This is a genomic window from Streptomyces sp. A012304 (assembly GCF_026008495.1).
Classification (GTDB): domain Bacteria; phylum Actinomycetota; class Actinomycetes; order Streptomycetales; family Streptomycetaceae; genus Streptomyces.
Map to the genome: position 1 here is coordinate 92699 of NZ_BQUN01000012.1, position 14955 is coordinate 107653.

Genomic DNA, 14955 nt, shown 5'->3' on the forward strand with positions numbered 1-14955 from the left:
CGCGCGGGTCACCGCTAGGGTGGCAGGCGTGTCGTACGCAGGCCCGGAATCCGATCCCCCGCTCCCCCGCCGCTCCCGGCTGCGCCGCCCGCTGGCCGTGGCGCTCGCCGCGCTGGTGCCCGGCGCGCTGCTCGGCTGGCTGGCCTACGAGGCGCTGGGCGGGTCGGGGGACGGCGGGCCCGGACAGCCGGCGGGGGCGGCGTCGGGCGGTCGGGCGTCCTCGTCGGCCGGCGCGGGCCGGGACGAGAAGCCAGGGGCCGACGGCTCCCCGGCGCCCTCCGCCTCCGCACCGGCGGGCTCCGGTCCGCTCGCGGGCAAGGTCGTCGTCATCGACCCGGGGCACAACCCCACCAACTACCGGCACACCGCGGAGATCAACCGCAAGGTCGACATCGGTACCAACCTCAAGGAGTGCGACACCACCGGCACGTCCACCAACGACGGTTACACCGAGGCGGCGTTCACGCTGGACGTCGCGCACCGGCTGCGCGCGCTGCTGCAACGGCAGGGCGCCACGGTGCGGCTGACGCAGGACGCGGACCGGCCGTTCGGGCCCTGTGTCGACGAGCGCGCCCGGATCGGGAACGCCGCGCACGCCGACGCCGTCGTCTCCGTCCACGCCGACGGCGCGGGCGCCGGGCAGCGCGGCTTTCATGTGATCCTGCCGGGCGAGGTGCGGGCGGGAGCCGCCGACACCCGTGCCATCGTGGGCCCTTCGCGCGAGCTCGGGGAGCGGATCGCGACGGACTTCGCCCGCGTCACCGGCAGCGCGCCCTCCGACTACGTCGGCGACGGCAGCGGTCTCGTCACGCGTGAGGACCTGGGCGGTCTCAATCTGTCAACAGTTCCCAAGGTGTTCGTCGAGTGCGGCAACATGCGCGATAGCAAGGACGCGGCACTGCTGACCAGCGGCGCCTGGCGGCAGAAGGCGGCGCAAGGGATGTCTGAGGGAATCGTGAGTTTCCTGCGCGGGTCGTGATCAGCGGGCTGATCCCGGCGGACAGCTCGATCGTGCGGACGATAGTGTCGTCCCCACGATGAGGGGCCACCCCCGCGCTTCACACCCGGGCCTGACGGCGACCTGGTGACAGCGACGCCTCTACCGATGCGTGGACCGATGACGAGACGACTGACGAAGGACCTGAAGTGAATATCCGCTCCCTCACTCGAGGCGACGGCGTGGTGATCGGAGCAGCGGTATTGCTGTTCATCGCGTCGTTCCTGGACACGTTCGAAGGCTCCGGCGACGACGTCCCCAACGCCTGGGACAATCTCGGCCTGGTGATGAGCATGTACGTCGGCGGGATCATCGGGGCGGCCCTGATCGTCATCGGCCGCGCGCTCCCGCAGCAGCGCAAGATCGCCGGGATCGACCTCGGTCAGTTCGGCGTGGCGCTGTCCGTCTTCGCGGCGTGGACGGCGTTCTGGACGATCATCGACCCGCTGGGCGCGTTCAGTGACACCCTCGGGAGCTCGAATGTGGAGACGGGCTCGGGTCTCATCCTCGGCCTGATCGCCGCCCTGCTGCTGGCCGCGGGCGCCGTGGCCACCCCGCTGGTGCCGGCGCTGCGCGGTGCGCTGATCCCGGCGCCGCGGCCCTCGGCTCCGCAGCCCTACGGCGCCCAGCCGCCCGCCGGTTACGGCTACCCGGGTGGCCCGCAGCCGCCGTTCGGCGGTCAGCCGCAGCAGGGGCAGCCGGGACAGCCCGGGCCGCAGCAGCCGTTCGGCGGCGGTCAGCCGGCTCCGGCGCAGCAGCCGCCGGCCGCGGACTTCTCGCCGTTCTGGTTCGCGGTGCCGGTGCCGCGTCCGCTGTACGCGGAGGACGGCGCGCCGATGCCGATCGCCGAACTGGCGCCGGGCACCTGGTACCTGGCGGTGGAGCAGGGCGCCCAGGGTCTGGTCGCGCAGACCCAGGACGGCCGTCGTGGTGTGCTGCGGGACACCTCGGGGATCCAGCGCGGCTGAGCCGAGCGCCGGTCGCGGACTCACGGCCCCTCGCCCTTCCGGGCGGGGGGCCGTTGTCGTACAGTCACCTCCCCGGTATCTGACGTACCGTCAGGAGGCAGTGATGCGGCTCGGTCTGGCGCTCGGCTACTGGGGGCGCGGCCCCTCGGCGGGCCACGTGGAGCTGGCGCGGGAGGCGGAGCGGCTCGGCTACGCGTCGGTGTGGACGGCCGAGTCCTGGGGGTCGGACGCCTTCACCCCGCTCACCTGGATCGCGGCGCGGACGTCGAGGATCGCACTGGGCACGGCGGTCGCGCAGATGGCGGCCCGCTCACCGACCACGACCGCGATGCACGCGCTGACCCTGGACCACCTCTCCGGCGGGCGGATGCTGCTCGGGCTCGGCCTGTCCGGGCCGCAGGTCGTCGAGGGCTGGTACGGCCGCCCGTTCCCGGCGTCGCCGCTGACGGCGACCCGGGAGTACGTGGACGTCGTACGGCAGGTGCTGCGGCGGGCGGGCCCGGTGGAGCTGGACGGACGGTTCCACGCGCACCCCTACCGGGGGCCGGACGGCACCGGGCTCGGCAAGCCGCTGAAGCCGATCACCCACCCCCTGCGGGCCGATCTGCCCGTGCTGCTGGGCGCGGAGGGGCCGCGCAACGTGGCGCAGACGACGCGGATCGCCGACGGCTGGCTGCCGCTGTACTGGTCACCGAGCCGTCCCGACGCGTACGGGCCGGCGGTGGCCGAACTGCCGGAGGGCTTCCGGGTCGCGCCCATGGCGCAGGTACGCGTCTGCGACGACGTCACGGAGGGCCTCCTCCCCGTCAAGGCCATGCTCGGCTTCTACATCGGCGGCATGGGCCACGCCCGCCGCAACTTCCACGCCGACCTGATGGCCCGCATGGGCTACGAGGAGGAGGCCCGGCGCATCCAGGCCCTGTTCCTCGCCGGGCAGCGCGAGCAGGCCGTCCTCGCCGTGCCCGACGCCTTCGCCGACGAGATCTCCCTGGTCGGTCCCCGCGCACGCGTAGCCGAACGTCTGGAGGCCTGGCGCGAGGGCCCGGTGACAGACCTCCTGGCCGTGTCCCCGGACCCGCACACCCTGCGGGTCCTGGCCGAGTTGAACTCCTGAGACGTCAGCGGAAGATGGCGACCGGGTCCAGCGTCAGTTCACCCGTGTCGCGGTCCCAGGTGCGTACCTTGCCCAGGCAGCGGGCCTGGAACTCGCCGGTGTAGTAGGCCTCGTCGCGGAACTCGCCCCGGCCCTCGGCCTCGGCGCAGGTGATCTTCACATGGGCGGCCGGCTCGCCGGTGCCGTAGCGGGCGCGCAGCTCCACGTCCCCGCTGTCCGTGCGGCGGGCGGTGAAGCGGCCGGTGACGGAGACCCACTCGGTCATCACGGCGCTGAGCGGCACATGCCCGTCGTGGGGCCCGTCGCGCAGGGTGTCGGCGAGGGAGCGGTTGAGGACCAGGCGGCCGGTGGTGAGGTCGGCGTGCACCACGACGTCCTCCCTGCGCATCGTGTCCATGAGCACGCCGATCACGTTCATGGGCGTGCTCTCGCGCAGATACGTGGTGACGCGTTCCTTGGTGACGCCCCGGTCGGCCTTGGCCTGCCAGAACAGCAGCCTGCCCCAGAGGCCGAAGTTGCTGGTGACGTTGATGCGGTCGGCGACCTCCTGGTCGAGGGACTCGGTGAAGCGACCGGCCTCGTAGATGTCCATCACCCGCTGTTTGTGCAGGTAGAAGCACATGCCGAGGACGGTGCGCCCGCCTCGCGGGCGTCGGCGCCGGCCCGGCCGGACCAGCGCGTACCGCAGCAGGACGGCGACGCAGACCGCCGTCACCGCCCAGACGGCCAGCCACGGCCACCACAGGCTCCACCACTGACTGTCAATGACACCCACGGATCTCCTTGAACGCCTCGGAGAGCGAGGAGAGGCCGGCGTCGACCATACGGCCGCCGGTCGCCGCGGCCGCCCGCTCCAGGGCGCCCGCGTCGGCCTCTCCGAACTGGACGGGGAAGGTGGGCACCGCGGCGCCCGCGCTGCCGAGCGCGCGGTGCCGGCGCAGGAACTCCTCGTACGACAGGCCGGCGTTGTTCTCGCCGTCCGTCATCAGCACGATGGCGACGGGCCGTTCGGGCGCGGCCCGCACCGCGTCGGCGGCGATGCGGTAGCCGCGGTCGAGGGCCGACCAGACGGCGGTGGCGTTGTCGAGGCCGCCACCCGCGACGATCCGGTCGAGGGTCTTCAGATCGGCGTCGGAACGCACGGTCACCGTGTGCTCCTGGAGCACCCGCCCGCCGAAGCGGACGACGGTCAGCCGCTCGCCCCGGTAGAAGCGGGCGAACTTGCCGGTGGACGACCGGTCGGCGCCGCTCAGCCCCGCGAACGCGGCACGCAGCTCGGTGATCCGCCGGCCGCGCATCGACGTGGAGAAGTCCAGCACGAACACCACCTGGTCGCCGGTGGCGTGCACGGGATCGCCGTAGTTCTCGACGAGCCGCTCGACGATGGACAGCCGGTCGGGGAAGGACAGGGCGTTGCCGACCGGTGTCCTCAGCTGCGGGGAGGGCTCGACGTCCTGGTTGACGGGCCGCCGGAAGGTGCTCCGCATCAGCTCGCGCTGCACGTCCGCGCTCAGCAGCCAGTCGACGACCTTGCCGTAGGCCGCCCGTTCGCCCGGGTCGAGGAGGAGCAGCGGGAAGTCGGAGAGGATCATGCCGTCGTCGGGGTGGACGATCTCCAGGGGCCGGCCGATGGCGCCGCCGGCGTTGAGGGAGAGCAGTTCGGACTCGTGGGCGATCAGCGCGTCGGCGGCGTCCGGCTGCCGCGCGTAGGAGGCGAGGAGTTCACGGGAGCTGGCGCCGGTGAGGGTCTGGCCGGAGCGGAAGCCGCGCAGCCGGTCGCAGGAGACGTCCTCCTCGCGCAGCGCGCTGCCGGTGCCGGCGGCCGCGGTGGCCACGCCGACGAGCGCGGCGCGCCCGGTGTCGCTGCGCCGCGGGTCGGCCATGCCGAAGCGCACGGCGCCGTCGGCGGCCGCGTCGGCGAGGTCGGCCCAGGAGATCCGGCCGCCGGGTGCGCGCCGGCGCAGCTCGCCGGCGGCGTCGGGGGTGAGGCCGACGACGACGGGCGAGCGCATGATCGCGGTGGACTCGGGGCGGGTGAGGCCTCCGCCGGAGTCCTGCACGCGCAGCAGGAAGGACCGGTCGGAGGCGAGCCAGGCCAGGTCGTAGGAGGACGTCCCGGCGACGGGCGGCTGGTCGGCGGTCGCCTTGTACTCCATCTCCAGCTCGACCCCGGTGTCCTCCTCCAGCTCGTCGAGGAGCGGCTGTACGTCGGCCAGTTCGGGGCTGGCGAGGACGCGGAGGGTGACGTGGTCGGCGTCGCGGGTGCAGGCGGAGGTGAGGGTGGTCAGCAGGGCCAGGGCCAGGGTCGCCGTCAGGGCGGGTCGCAGGCGTCTCACGGGGTGTCCTGGACGGGAGGCGGGCAGGTGCCGACGTGGTCGATGATCCGCTCCAGGACGTCCAGGTCGGGTTCGTAGGACTTGGTCTGGTCGGCGTTGGGGACGGGCACCTGGATGCCGTGCGCCCGCAGGTGGTCGTTGAGGCGTTCGCTGGTGCCGTCCTCGCCGGAGAAGCGGACGCGGAAGCCGAGTTCGATGGCCCGGTCGCGCAGTTCCTCGTCCTTCTCCAGTATGCGCACGAGGCGGTCGCCCTGGTCGGTGAGCGAGATCAGCTGGGGTTCGGTGAGGGCGTAGGGCGTGGGGTAGAGCAGGACGCGGCTGGTGTCCTGCTTGCCGTGCCTGTCGTGGTGGGCCAGCTGGTGGGCCAGGTACTGGTGTTCGTAGATGAGGGAGATGGGGGCGATGCTCTCGCCGAGGTCGGAGAAGTAGCTGTCGGCCTGTTCGTCGGCCCACATGCCCTGGAGGCTGATCAGCGGTTTGATGCGGGCGGCGAGGCCGGTGACGGCGTCCTGGGCGAGCCGGGGGTCGTCGACGTTCTGGGTGCCGGGGGTGCTGTTGCGGTTGGCGACGAAGGCGAGCAGGCTCAGATAGGCGCCGGCGGCGTTGGACTCGCAGACGTTGGAGGTGCGCACCAGCACACGGCCGCTGTTGCTGTGGGCGCCGGCGTTGTCGTAGCCGATGCCGTTCCAGGTGTCCGCGCCCTCGGGCCTGCCGTCGCGGTCCTGGTCGGTGGTGTCCGCGCGGCCGTCGAGCAGGCCCATGAAGGTGGGCATGTCGAGGTCGTAGTAGAGGGTCGGACCGCCGTCGGTGGCGGGCTGCGGGGTGGCGACGCCGGCCTTCACCAGGGTGTCGGCGTAGGCGCGGAAGGTGCCGAGGACCAGCGGGGTGACGAAGGGGCGGACCGAGTGGACGGAGCGCTGCTGCCGGGCGAGGACGAGTTTCGCGGCGGGCTGGCCGGAGGGGAAGACGACGTCCATGCCCTGGAGGGACTGGGTGGCGATGCCCCGGGAGCCCAGGCGGTGGATGTCGACGCGTATGCCGTGCCGCAGTAACAGCCGCTGGACCTCGGGGTCCTTGAAGAAGTCGGACTTGGAGGCCATCCGCGCCTGAAGCGTGGTGATCTGTTCGAAGGGCCGGAGCGCGTTGCCCGACAGGAGCAGGGAGAGCAGCCCGGCCACGGCGAGCGGCAGCGCGGCCAGGACGTGCCGGGGGACACGGCGGCGTCGGACCTGGCGGGTGGTGAGTCTCGGTTCCTCGAACCTGGGTCTTCCGGCGTCTGACAACGGCCCTCCTGCCACTCAAGGGGGCAGGATCATCAAGGACCCCGTCGAACATCGTCCCCCGGAAGGGGCAACTCCACGCCAACTCCGGGAAAACGCGAGCGAAGTGGCGAGGCGTCAGACGCAGCAGTCGGGGTCCAGGCCGGCCGGCAGGCGGTCGCCGCCGAAGACCGCGCAGGTGGCCTCGTGGCCGCCGAGCGCGGCGACCGCGAGCAGCAGCGACCCGGCCGTCCAGGTGGTCAGCTCCCGCGGCCAGACCGCCTCGTCCTCGAAGACGTACCCCGTCCAGTACAGGCCGGACTCGGTGTCGCGCAGGTGCTGGATGGACTGGAGTATCTCCAGCGCCCGGTCGGACTCGCCCATCGCCCACAGCGCCAGGGCGAGTTCGGCCGACTCGCCGCCGGTCACCCACGGGTTGGGCACGACGCAGCGGACGCCGAGCCCGGGCACGACGAAGCGCTCCCAGTCGCCCTCGATCCGGGACTTGGCCTCGGCGCCGGTCAGCGCCCCGCCCAGCACCGGGTAGTACCAGTCCATGGAGTAGCGGTCCTTGTCGAGGAACCGCTCGGGGTGCCGGCGGATGGCGTGCCGCAGCGCGCCCACCGCCAGCTCCCAGTCGGGCTGTGCCTCCTCGCGCTGCTCGGCGATCGCGAGCGCGCAGCGCAGTGCCTGGTGGATGGAGGAGGAGCCGGTGAGCAGGGCGTCGGCGGTGGCGGTGCCGTCGTCGTCGCGGCGCCAGCCGATCTGCCCGCCCGGCTGCTGGAGCCGCAGCACGTACTCGATCGCCGCGTAGACGGTGGGCCACATGCGGTCCAGGAACGTGTCGTCCCCGGTGGACAGGTAGTGGTGCCACACGCCGACGGCGACGTAGGCGACGAAGTTCGTCTCGCGGCCCCGGTCGGTGACGTCGTCGAAGGCGCCGTCGGCGTAGGCCGCGTACCAGGAGCCGTCCTCGTTCTGGTGGCGGGCGAGCCACGTGTACGCCCGCTCGGCGGCCTCGTGCTCGCCGGCCGCGTCCAGCGCCATCGCGGCCTCGGTGTGGTCCCAGGGGTCGAGGTGGTGGCCCCGGAACCAGGGGATCGCGCCGTCCTCCCGCTGTACGGCGAGGATGCCGCGGACGGTCGCGGCGGCCTGCTCGGCGGTGAGGACCCCGGGCAGGACGAGGTGTTCTGTCCGGGGGGTGGTCACGTGGCGTCCACCTCGGCGGACTCGGACAGACGCGGCAGGTGCGGCTTGGTCGCGTAGGCCACGAAGCTCTTGCCGATCAGCGGGTTCAGCGCCTGCTCGGCGACCCGCGTGGCGAGCGGCTTCTTCATGATGTCCCAGACCAGCAGCTTGTGGTACGCCCGCACCGGCAGCGCCTTGTCGTTGTCGACGCCGAACGCGCACTTCAGCCACCAGTACGGGGAGTGCAGCGCGTGGGCGTGATGGGTGCCGTACGGCTTCAGTCCGGCCTCGCGGATCTTGGCGAGCAGTTCGTCCGCCCTGTAGATGCGGATGTGGCCGCCCTCGACCTCGTGGTAGGCGTCGGACAGGGTCCAGCAGATCTTCTCGGGGCCGTAGCGCGGGACGGTGATCGCGATCCGGCCGCCCGGCTTGAGGACGCGGACCATCTCGGCGAGGACGCCCTTGTCGTCCGGGATGTGCTCCATGACCTCGGAGATGATGACCACGTCGAAGGACTCGTCGGGGAAGGGCAGCGCGAGGGCGTCGCCCTCCATGGCGGTCGCGGTGGCGCCCTCGGGGGCCTCGCCGGCCTCCTTCATCGCCGCGAACCACTTCGCGACCTCGCGGATCTCCTCGCCGTTCTGGTCGAGGGCCACGACCTGCGCGCCGCGCCGGTAGCACTCGAAGGCGTGCCGACCGGCCCCGCAGCCGAGATCCAGGACACGGTCGCCCGGGGCGAGCGGGAACCGGGAGAAGTCGACGGTCAGCACGTGGCCCTGCTTTCGCGATCGGATACAACGTCAACAACGGGGGAGCCGACAGGGCGCCGGGGGGCCGGTACCCGGGCCGGGTGTGCCCGCCCGCCGCCGGCGCGTTCGATGGCCTCCCGGTAGCGGGCCACGGTGCCCTCGGCGGCCCGTGCCCAGGTGAACCGCTCCAGCACGCGCTCACGGCCGGCCGCGCCGAGGCGTGCCCGCAGCTCGGGGTCGCCCAACAGCCGGCTCAGCGCGGCGGCCAGCGCCCCCGCGTCGCCCGGCGGGACGGCCAGGCAGGTCTCCCCGTCGCGCCCGGCGACCTCGGGTATGGCGCCGCCGGTGGTCGCGACGAGCGGGGTGCCGGTCGCCATGGCCTCGGCGGCCGGCAGCGAGAAGCCCTCGTACAGCGACGGCACGCAGGCGGCCTCCGCCGAGCGGACCAGGTCGACGAGTTCGGCGTCGGAGATGCCCTTGACGAACTCGACGGCGCCTTCGAGGCCGTAGCGCTCGATCGCCTGCGCGACGGGGCCCTCCTGGGGGCGCTTGCCGACGACGACGAGGTGGGCGTGCGGGTGCTCGGTGCGGACCTTGGCGAGCGCCTCGACGAGGAAGACCAGGCCCTTGAGCGGCACGTCCGCGCTGGACGTCGTCACGATCCGGCCCGGCACGACCGGCACCGAGGGGTCGGGGGCGAACAGGTCGGTGTCGGCGCCGATGTGGACGACGTGGATACAGTCCTCGCGCACGCCGAGGTGGTCGACGATCTCCTGGCGGGAGGTGCCGGAGACGGTGAGCACGGACGGCAGGCGGCGGGCGACGCGCTTCTGCATACGGGTGAAGGCGTACCAGCGGCGCACGGACCAGCGGCGCTGCCGGCCCTCGGCGGCGTCCAGCTCCAACTGCCGGTCCACGGTGATGGGGTGGTGGACGGTGGTGACGAGCGGCGCGCCGACGTCCCCCAACAGGCCGTATCCAAGGGTCTGGTTGTCGTGCACGACGTCGAACTCGCCGCGCCGGGCGCGCAGATGGCGGCGGGCGCGCAGGGAGAAGGTCAGCGGCTCGGGGAAACCGCCGGTCCACATGGTGGCCACTTCGAGCGCGTCGATCCAGTCGCGGTACTCGTCGCGCCCGGGGGTGCGGAAGGGGTCCGGCTGGCGGTAGAGGTCGAGGCTGGGCAGCTCGGTGAGGGAGAGCCGGCCGGTGTGGCCGTCGCCGAGGACGTCGAGGACGGGATAGGGCTGGGAGCCGATCACCTCGACCCGGTGGCCGAGCCGGACCAGCTCGCGCGAGAGGTGCCGTACGTAGACGCCCTGGCCGCCGCAGAACGGGTTTCCCTTGTAGGTGAGGAGCGCGATGTCGAGCGGTCGCCCGCCGTCCGCGGCGAGGTCCTGCGAGGACCCCGCCTGACTGGCCTCAGCGGTCACTCCGGGCCCCCTTCTGCCTGCACTGTCCCGCGAGACTACGACGGGACGCTAATCTAGAACAAGTTTCAGACTTGATCGTTCGGGAGGCTCTGAATCTACCGGCAGGTAAGGGCGCTGTGACCCGTGGATCAGGTGATTCACGCCACGACCGGACGCCTCGTTCTGCTCAGTGATCGCACGCCCTCACCGACTGTCACGGAACGGGACCCATGCCTGCGGAAGCCAGCCCTCAGCGCCCCTCCTCCCCGCCTCTGACCGAGCGGCAGGAGGCCCGTCGCCGTCGCATCCTGCACGCGAGCGCGCAGCTGGCCAGCCGGGGCGGGTTCGACGCGGTGCAGATGCGGGAGGTCGCCGAGAGCTCCCAGGTCGCCCTGGGCACCCTCTACCGCTACTTCCCCTCCAAGGTGCACCTGCTGGTCGCCACGATGCAGGACCAGTTGGAGCGCATGCACGGGACGCTGCGCAAGAAGCCCCCGGCGGGCGACACCCCGGCCGAGCGGGTGGCGGAGACCCTGATGCGGGCCTTCCGCGCGCTCCAGCGCGAACCCCATCTGGCGGACGCGATGGTCCGGGCGCTGACCTTCGCCGACCGCAGTGTGTCCCCCGAGGTCGACCAGGTCTCCCGTCAGACGACGGCGATCATCCTGGACGCGATGGGCCTGGCCGACCCCACGCCCGAGCAGCTCTCCGCGGTCCGCGTCATCGAGCACACCTGGCACTCGGCGCTGATCACCTGGCTGTCGGGCCGTGCCTCCATCGCCCAGGTGCGGATCGACATCGAGACGGTGTGCCGGCTGATCGACGTGACGGATCCGCGGGGGCGGCCGCCGGCGGCACGGTAGGCGCCACGGCGTCCGGGGGCACGGAACGGCCCGGGCGCGCAATGCGGCCCGGGCACGTGAAGGACCTACGAGACGGGTTCCCTTCGCCGGTATTACCCGGATCAGGTATTGGGGGTCGCCTTCCGGCCCGACTACTGCCTTCCGGCCTCTCAGCCCGACCGTCGACGTCGGCTACCGGCGGATGCCGTGGCTTGCGCCTCGGCGTCTCGCCGAAGTCGGCTACTCCGGTCGAACTCCCTCACTCGCCCCGTAGGCCAATACCAGAATAGAACGTCCTAATCCGGACGTAACCCCCCTGGCTCAATTAATTCATGATTTTTTACTCCTCCGGCGGGAACACCGCCTCCCCGCTGCCCACCAGCGTGATCGTGATGGCCTCCACCGGGCAGCTCTCGGCCGCCGCCAGCACCCGCTCGTTCGCGTCGGCGTCGGGGTCCACCGGGCGGGACTGGCGGGCGGTGTCCAGCCGGAAGCCGTCCGGTGCGTGGTGGAGGCACTGGGCGGAGCCGATGCACAGGGAGCGGTCGACCTCGACGTGCCAGCGATCCCCCATGACGGCCCTCAGCCCTCCCAGCCGGCGGGCAGGTGGATCATCTTGTGCTCCAGGTACTCCCCGTACCCCTCGGGCCCGAACTCCCGGCCCAGCCCGGAGTTCTTGTAGCCGCCGAACGGGCCGAGCATGTCCAGGCTGAAGGTGTTCACCGAGTAGGTGCCGGTACGGACCCGGCGCGCGACCTCGATGCCGTGCTCGACGTCCGCCGTCCACACGCTGCCGCTCAGCCCGTAGTCGGAGTCGTTGGCGATCTTCAGGGCCTCGGACTCGTCGCCGTAGGGCAGCAGGCAGATCACCGGGCCGAAGATCTCCTCGCGGGCGACGCGCATGGAGTTGTCGACGTCTCCGAAGAGGGTCGGTTCGACGTACCAGCCGCGCTCCAGGCCGGCCGGGCGGCCGCCACCGGTGAGGATCTTGGCGCCCTCCTCCTGGCCGATGCGGATGTAGTCGAGGTTGCGCCGCTGCTGGCGCCGGGCCACGAGCGGGCCGACCTGGGTCGCCGGGTCCAGCGGGTCGCCGACGACCAGCGCGCTCGCGGCGGCCGCGAAGGCGTCGGCGAACTCGTCGTAGCGGGAGCGGGGCAGCAGGATGCGGGTCTGGGCGACGCAGGCCTGCCCGTTGTTCATCCAGGCGGCCGGGACGATCCCGGCGACGGCCGTCTCCACGTCCGCGTCCGGCAGGACGACCGCCGCCGACTTGCCGCCGAGTTCGAGGGTGACCCGGGTCAGGTTGCGGGCGGCGACCTCCATCACGCGCTTGCCCGCCGCCACCGATCCGGTGAAGGAGACCTTGTCGACGCCGGGGTGCCCGACCAGGTACTCGCTCACCTCACGGTCGGCCGGGAGGATGGACAGCACACCCTCCGGGAGGCCCGCCTCCCGGGCGATCTCCGCCAGCAGATAGGCGTCCAGCGGCGATTCGGGCGACGGCTTGAGGACGACCGTGCAGCCGGCGAGCAGCGCGGGGGCGAGCTTGGCTGCGGCGACGAACTGCGGGACGTTCCAGGGGGCGACGGCCGCGACCACCCCGGCCGGCTCGCGCCGTACGAGGATCTTCCCGAGGACGCCGTCGCGCCGCTCCTCGTACGGGAAGCCACGGGCGACGGTGATCGCCGCGTCCCACACCATCATCGCCCCGAGGGCCTGCGCGAGGACGCTCCAGGAGTACGGGGAGCCGTTCTCGGAGGAGATGACGCGGGCGATCTCCTCGTGGCGGGCGGCGATGCCGTCCTTGATACGGCTGACGACGGCGATCCGCTCGTCGAGGGAGAGCCGCGGCCAGGGCCCCTCGTCGAAGGCCCGGCGGGCCGCCTCGACCGCGCGGTCCACATCGGCCGGCGAGGCGTGCGGGACGCGGCCGATGACCTCCTCGGTGTGCGGGGAGATCACCTCGATCACGTCCTTGCCGAGGGGGTCGGTCAGCTCCCCACCGATGAACAGCTGCCGGTGTTCCACGAGCTCGGTCATGGCGTCCGCCTCCCGGGAAGGGCCTGTGCTGCCTGTTGCCGCCGCCTGCTGTTTCGTTTCTGACGGTGTTTCAGGAACTGATACCAGTTCTAGTTATAGTGAGCAATGGCCGCGCGACGGAGGGGACTTCCATGACGCAGACCTACGACCACGGCGCGCCGACCCGGGACCACGGCGGCGGCGTCCGCTCCCTGCGGGTCCCCATCCCGGACAACCCCCTCGGACACACGCTGGTGTACGTCGTCGACACCGACCGCGGCCCGGTGCTGGTCGACACCGGCTGGGACGACCCGGCGTCCTGGGAGACGCTGACGGCGGGACTGACGGCCCTCGGCACCTCCGTCACCGAGCTGTACGGCGTCGTGATCACCCACCACCACCCCGACCACCACGGTCTGTCGGGCCGCGTCCGCGAGGCCTCCGGCGCCTGGGTCGCGATGCACGCGGCGGACGCCGCCATCGTGCGGCGGACCCGCCGGACCCGCCCCGAGCGCTGGTACACGTACATGACGGACAAGCTGGTGGCGGCCGGCGCGCCCGAGGAGCACGTGGCCCCGCTGCGCACCGGGCCCCGCCGCGCCCTCCCCGGCCTCTCCCCCGCCCTGCCCGACCGTGAGATCACCCCCGGCGAACTCCTCGACCTGCCGGGCCGCCGGCTGCGCGCCGTCTGGACCCCGGGCCACACACCGGGCCATGTCTGCCTCCACCTGGAGGAGGACCATCCCGCCCGGCTCCCGGGGCGGGGACGGCTGTTCTCCGGCGACCACCTGCTGCCCGGGATCACCCCGCACATCGGCCTGTACGAGGACCCCGACGACACCACCGTCACCGACCCCCTCGGCGACTACCTCGACTCACTGGAACGCGTCGGCCGCCTCGCCCCCGCCGAGGTCCTCCCCGCCCACCAGCACGTCTTCACCGACGCCCCGTCCCGGGTGCGGGAGCTGCTCACCCACCACGAGGCCCGCCTCACCGCCCTGCTCTCCCTCCTCGCCGAACCGCTCACCCCCTGGCAGCTCGCCGAGCGCATGGAGTGGAACCGCCCCTGGGCACAGATCCCGTACGGCTCCCGGAACATCGCGGTGTCCGAGGCGGAGGCCCACCTGCGCCGCCTGGTGAAACTGGGCCGCGCGGAGGCGGTGGCGGGGGACGAGCCGGTGCGCTACGTGGCGGTGTGAATCCCGATCGCGCCGGGACGGGGCCCTGATATCAAGATCGGCCACTACGAGGACACGTTCCGCCGCGCCCCCGACGGCGACTGGCTCATGGAGAGCCGCACCCTGTTCCTCCCGTTCGGCGGTCCGACCCCCACCGCCGCCCCACCGACGACCTGATCAACTCCTCGGCCGCCCCGAGGAGTCCGACCTCCTGGGGGCTCATCGTCGGGTTGGCCGCCCGCCGCCGGAGAGCCTCCGCCAAGCCCTCCTCCGTGAGGGAGGACGGGTCGGCGAGCAGGGCGGTGAGTGTCGCGCGGGCCGGGGCGGCGACCGCCTGGGCCGAGACGGCGACCTGGGCGAGGATCACCGCGGACGTCCCCCAGTCCAGACCCGGATCGCCCTCCTGCGCGTTGGCCCAGTCGATGACGCGGGGACCGTCGGGGGTGAGGATCACGTTGTCGGGGTGGAGGTCGAGGTGCAGAACGCACGCGTCCGGCGAGGAGAGCCCCGGGACGGCGTGCAGCTCACGCAGTAGCCGGGCCAGCACCTCGCCCGCCTCCTCGGAGTCCAGCGTGCCCGCCGCGAACGCCTGGACCATCGTCGGCCCGTGCAGCCGTTCCATCACCAGGTCGGCGCCCGGGCCCGCGGGCCGTACGGCGGGCGCGGGGTAACCGTGGGCACGGACGTGCGCCATGACCGCCCCCTCGGCCGCCGCGTCGCCGTACCCCTCGCGGTCGCGGCGCAGCACCCACGCCTCGTCGATCTCGTACACGTCGGCCGTACGGCCCGAACCGAGCAGCCGGCCCGGAGCCTTCCCCGTCGTCCCGGTCGTCCCCGTCGTCCCCGTCGTCGTCATGATGCCGAACCTAGCGGCGGGCGGACGCCCCTCCAAGGCC

Annotated in this window: 14 protein-coding genes; 5 read left to right on the top strand and 9 right to left on the bottom strand. The window is 72.6% G+C overall.

Annotation, left to right across the window (positions count from 1 at the left end):
• Positions 1 to 28: 28 nt before the first annotated feature.
• From ALMP_RS03505 to ALMP_RS03515, 3 genes are all read left to right on the top strand, one after another.
• Positions 29 to 979, top strand: coding sequence for an N-acetylmuramoyl-L-alanine amidase (locus tag ALMP_RS03505; RefSeq protein WP_264924547.1), 951 nt, complete (start codon positions 29 to 31; stop codon positions 977 to 979).
• 167 nt (positions 980 to 1146) lie between these two features.
• On the top strand, positions 1147 to 1965 hold the full coding sequence (locus tag ALMP_RS03510; protein WP_264924549.1) for a DUF5336 domain-containing protein: 819 nt from the start codon (positions 1147 to 1149) through the stop codon (positions 1963 to 1965).
• Positions 1966 to 2068: 103 nt separating this feature from the next.
• A complete protein-coding gene (locus tag ALMP_RS03515; RefSeq protein ID WP_264924550.1) occupies positions 2069 to 3079 on the top strand; it encodes an LLM class F420-dependent oxidoreductase in 1011 nt (336 codons plus the stop codon).
• Between the two features lie 4 nt (positions 3080 to 3083).
• On the opposite strand, the gene ALMP_RS03520 is transcribed toward ALMP_RS03515, so the two are convergent.
• The 6 genes from ALMP_RS03520 to ALMP_RS03545 form a co-directional block, all read right to left on the bottom strand.
• Positions 3084 to 3854, bottom strand: a complete 771-nt coding sequence (locus tag ALMP_RS03520) for a hypothetical protein (protein ID WP_264924551.1) — start codon at positions 3852 to 3854, stop codon at positions 3084 to 3086.
• Positions 3841 to 5415, bottom strand: coding sequence for a VWA domain-containing protein (locus ALMP_RS03525; protein ID WP_264924553.1), 1575 nt, complete (start codon positions 5413 to 5415; stop codon positions 3841 to 3843). Before ALMP_RS03525 ends, ALMP_RS03520 begins: the two co-directional genes overlap by 14 nt.
• Positions 5412 to 6698 (bottom strand): hypothetical protein, encoded by a 1287-nt coding sequence (locus ALMP_RS03530; protein ID WP_264924555.1) that lies wholly within the window; start codon positions 6696 to 6698, stop codon positions 5412 to 5414. Before ALMP_RS03530 ends, ALMP_RS03525 begins: the two co-directional genes overlap by 4 nt.
• 114 nt (positions 6699 to 6812) lie before the next feature.
• The gene (locus tag ALMP_RS03535; protein WP_264924556.1) at positions 6813 to 7883 is read right to left on the bottom strand and encodes a prenyltransferase/squalene oxidase repeat-containing protein; all 1071 of its coding nucleotides are present in this window, start codon (positions 7881 to 7883) and stop codon (positions 6813 to 6815) included.
• Positions 7880 to 8632 carry a class I SAM-dependent methyltransferase gene (locus tag ALMP_RS03540; RefSeq protein WP_264924557.1) on the bottom strand — a complete coding sequence of 251 codons (753 nt, stop codon included), beginning with the start codon at positions 8630 to 8632 and terminating at the stop codon, positions 7880 to 7882. Before ALMP_RS03540 ends, ALMP_RS03535 begins: the two co-directional genes overlap by 4 nt.
• Entirely contained in the window at positions 8626 to 10041 is a 1416-nt protein-coding gene (locus ALMP_RS03545; protein WP_264924558.1) for a glycosyltransferase family 4 protein, read from the bottom strand. Before ALMP_RS03545 ends, ALMP_RS03540 begins: the two co-directional genes overlap by 7 nt.
• Positions 10042 to 10250: 209 nt before the next feature.
• Between ALMP_RS03545 and ALMP_RS03550 the strand changes: the two genes are divergently transcribed.
• Positions 10251 to 10883, top strand: a complete 633-nt coding sequence (locus tag ALMP_RS03550) for a TetR family transcriptional regulator (protein ID WP_264924560.1) — start codon at positions 10251 to 10253, stop codon at positions 10881 to 10883.
• A gap of 319 nt (positions 10884 to 11202) precedes the next feature.
• On the opposite strand, the gene ALMP_RS03555 is transcribed toward ALMP_RS03550, so the two are convergent.
• Entirely contained in the window at positions 11203 to 11436 is a 234-nt protein-coding gene (locus tag ALMP_RS03555) for a ferredoxin (RefSeq protein ID WP_264924561.1), read from the bottom strand.
• A gap of 8 nt (positions 11437 to 11444) precedes the next feature.
• The gene (locus ALMP_RS03560; RefSeq protein WP_264924562.1) at positions 11445 to 12902 is read right to left on the bottom strand and encodes an aldehyde dehydrogenase; all 1458 of its coding nucleotides are present in this window, start codon (positions 12900 to 12902) and stop codon (positions 11445 to 11447) included.
• Positions 12903 to 13033: 131 nt separating this feature from the next.
• Between ALMP_RS03560 and ALMP_RS03565 the strand changes: the two genes are divergently transcribed.
• The gene (locus tag ALMP_RS03565; protein ID WP_264924563.1) at positions 13034 to 14080 is read left to right on the top strand and encodes an MBL fold metallo-hydrolase; all 1047 of its coding nucleotides are present in this window, start codon (positions 13034 to 13036) and stop codon (positions 14078 to 14080) included.
• A gap of 85 nt (positions 14081 to 14165) precedes the next feature.
• Here ALMP_RS03565 and ALMP_RS03575 read toward each other — a convergent pair whose 3' ends face one another.
• A complete protein-coding gene (locus ALMP_RS03575) occupies positions 14166 to 14915 on the bottom strand; it encodes a phosphotransferase (protein ID WP_264924564.1) in 750 nt (249 codons plus the stop codon).
• Positions 14916 to 14955: the final 40 nt, after the last annotated feature.

What these genes read in the sequence shown, in the direction of transcription:
- ALMP_RS03515 (WP_264924550.1), top strand. Translation starts at nt 2,069, where the DNA reads ATGCGGCTCGGTCTGGCGCTCGGCTACTGGGGGCGCGGCCCCTCGGCG.
- ALMP_RS03550 (WP_264924560.1), top strand. Translation starts at nt 10,251, where the DNA reads ATGCCTGCGGAAGCCAGCCCTCAGCGCCCCTCCTCCCCGCCTCTGACC.
- ALMP_RS03555 (WP_264924561.1), bottom strand. Translation starts at nt 11,436, where the DNA reads ATGGGGGATCGCTGGCACGTCGAGGTCGACCGCTCCCTGTGCATCGGC.
- ALMP_RS03560 (WP_264924562.1), bottom strand. Translation starts at nt 12,902, where the DNA reads ATGACCGAGCTCGTGGAACACCGGCAGCTGTTCATCGGTGGGGAGCTG.
- ALMP_RS03565 (WP_264924563.1), top strand. Translation starts at nt 13,034, where the DNA reads ATGACGCAGACCTACGACCACGGCGCGCCGACCCGGGACCACGGCGGC.
- ALMP_RS03575 (WP_264924564.1), bottom strand. Translation starts at nt 14,915, where the DNA reads ATGACGACGACGGGGACGACGGGGACGACCGGGACGACGGGGAAGGCT.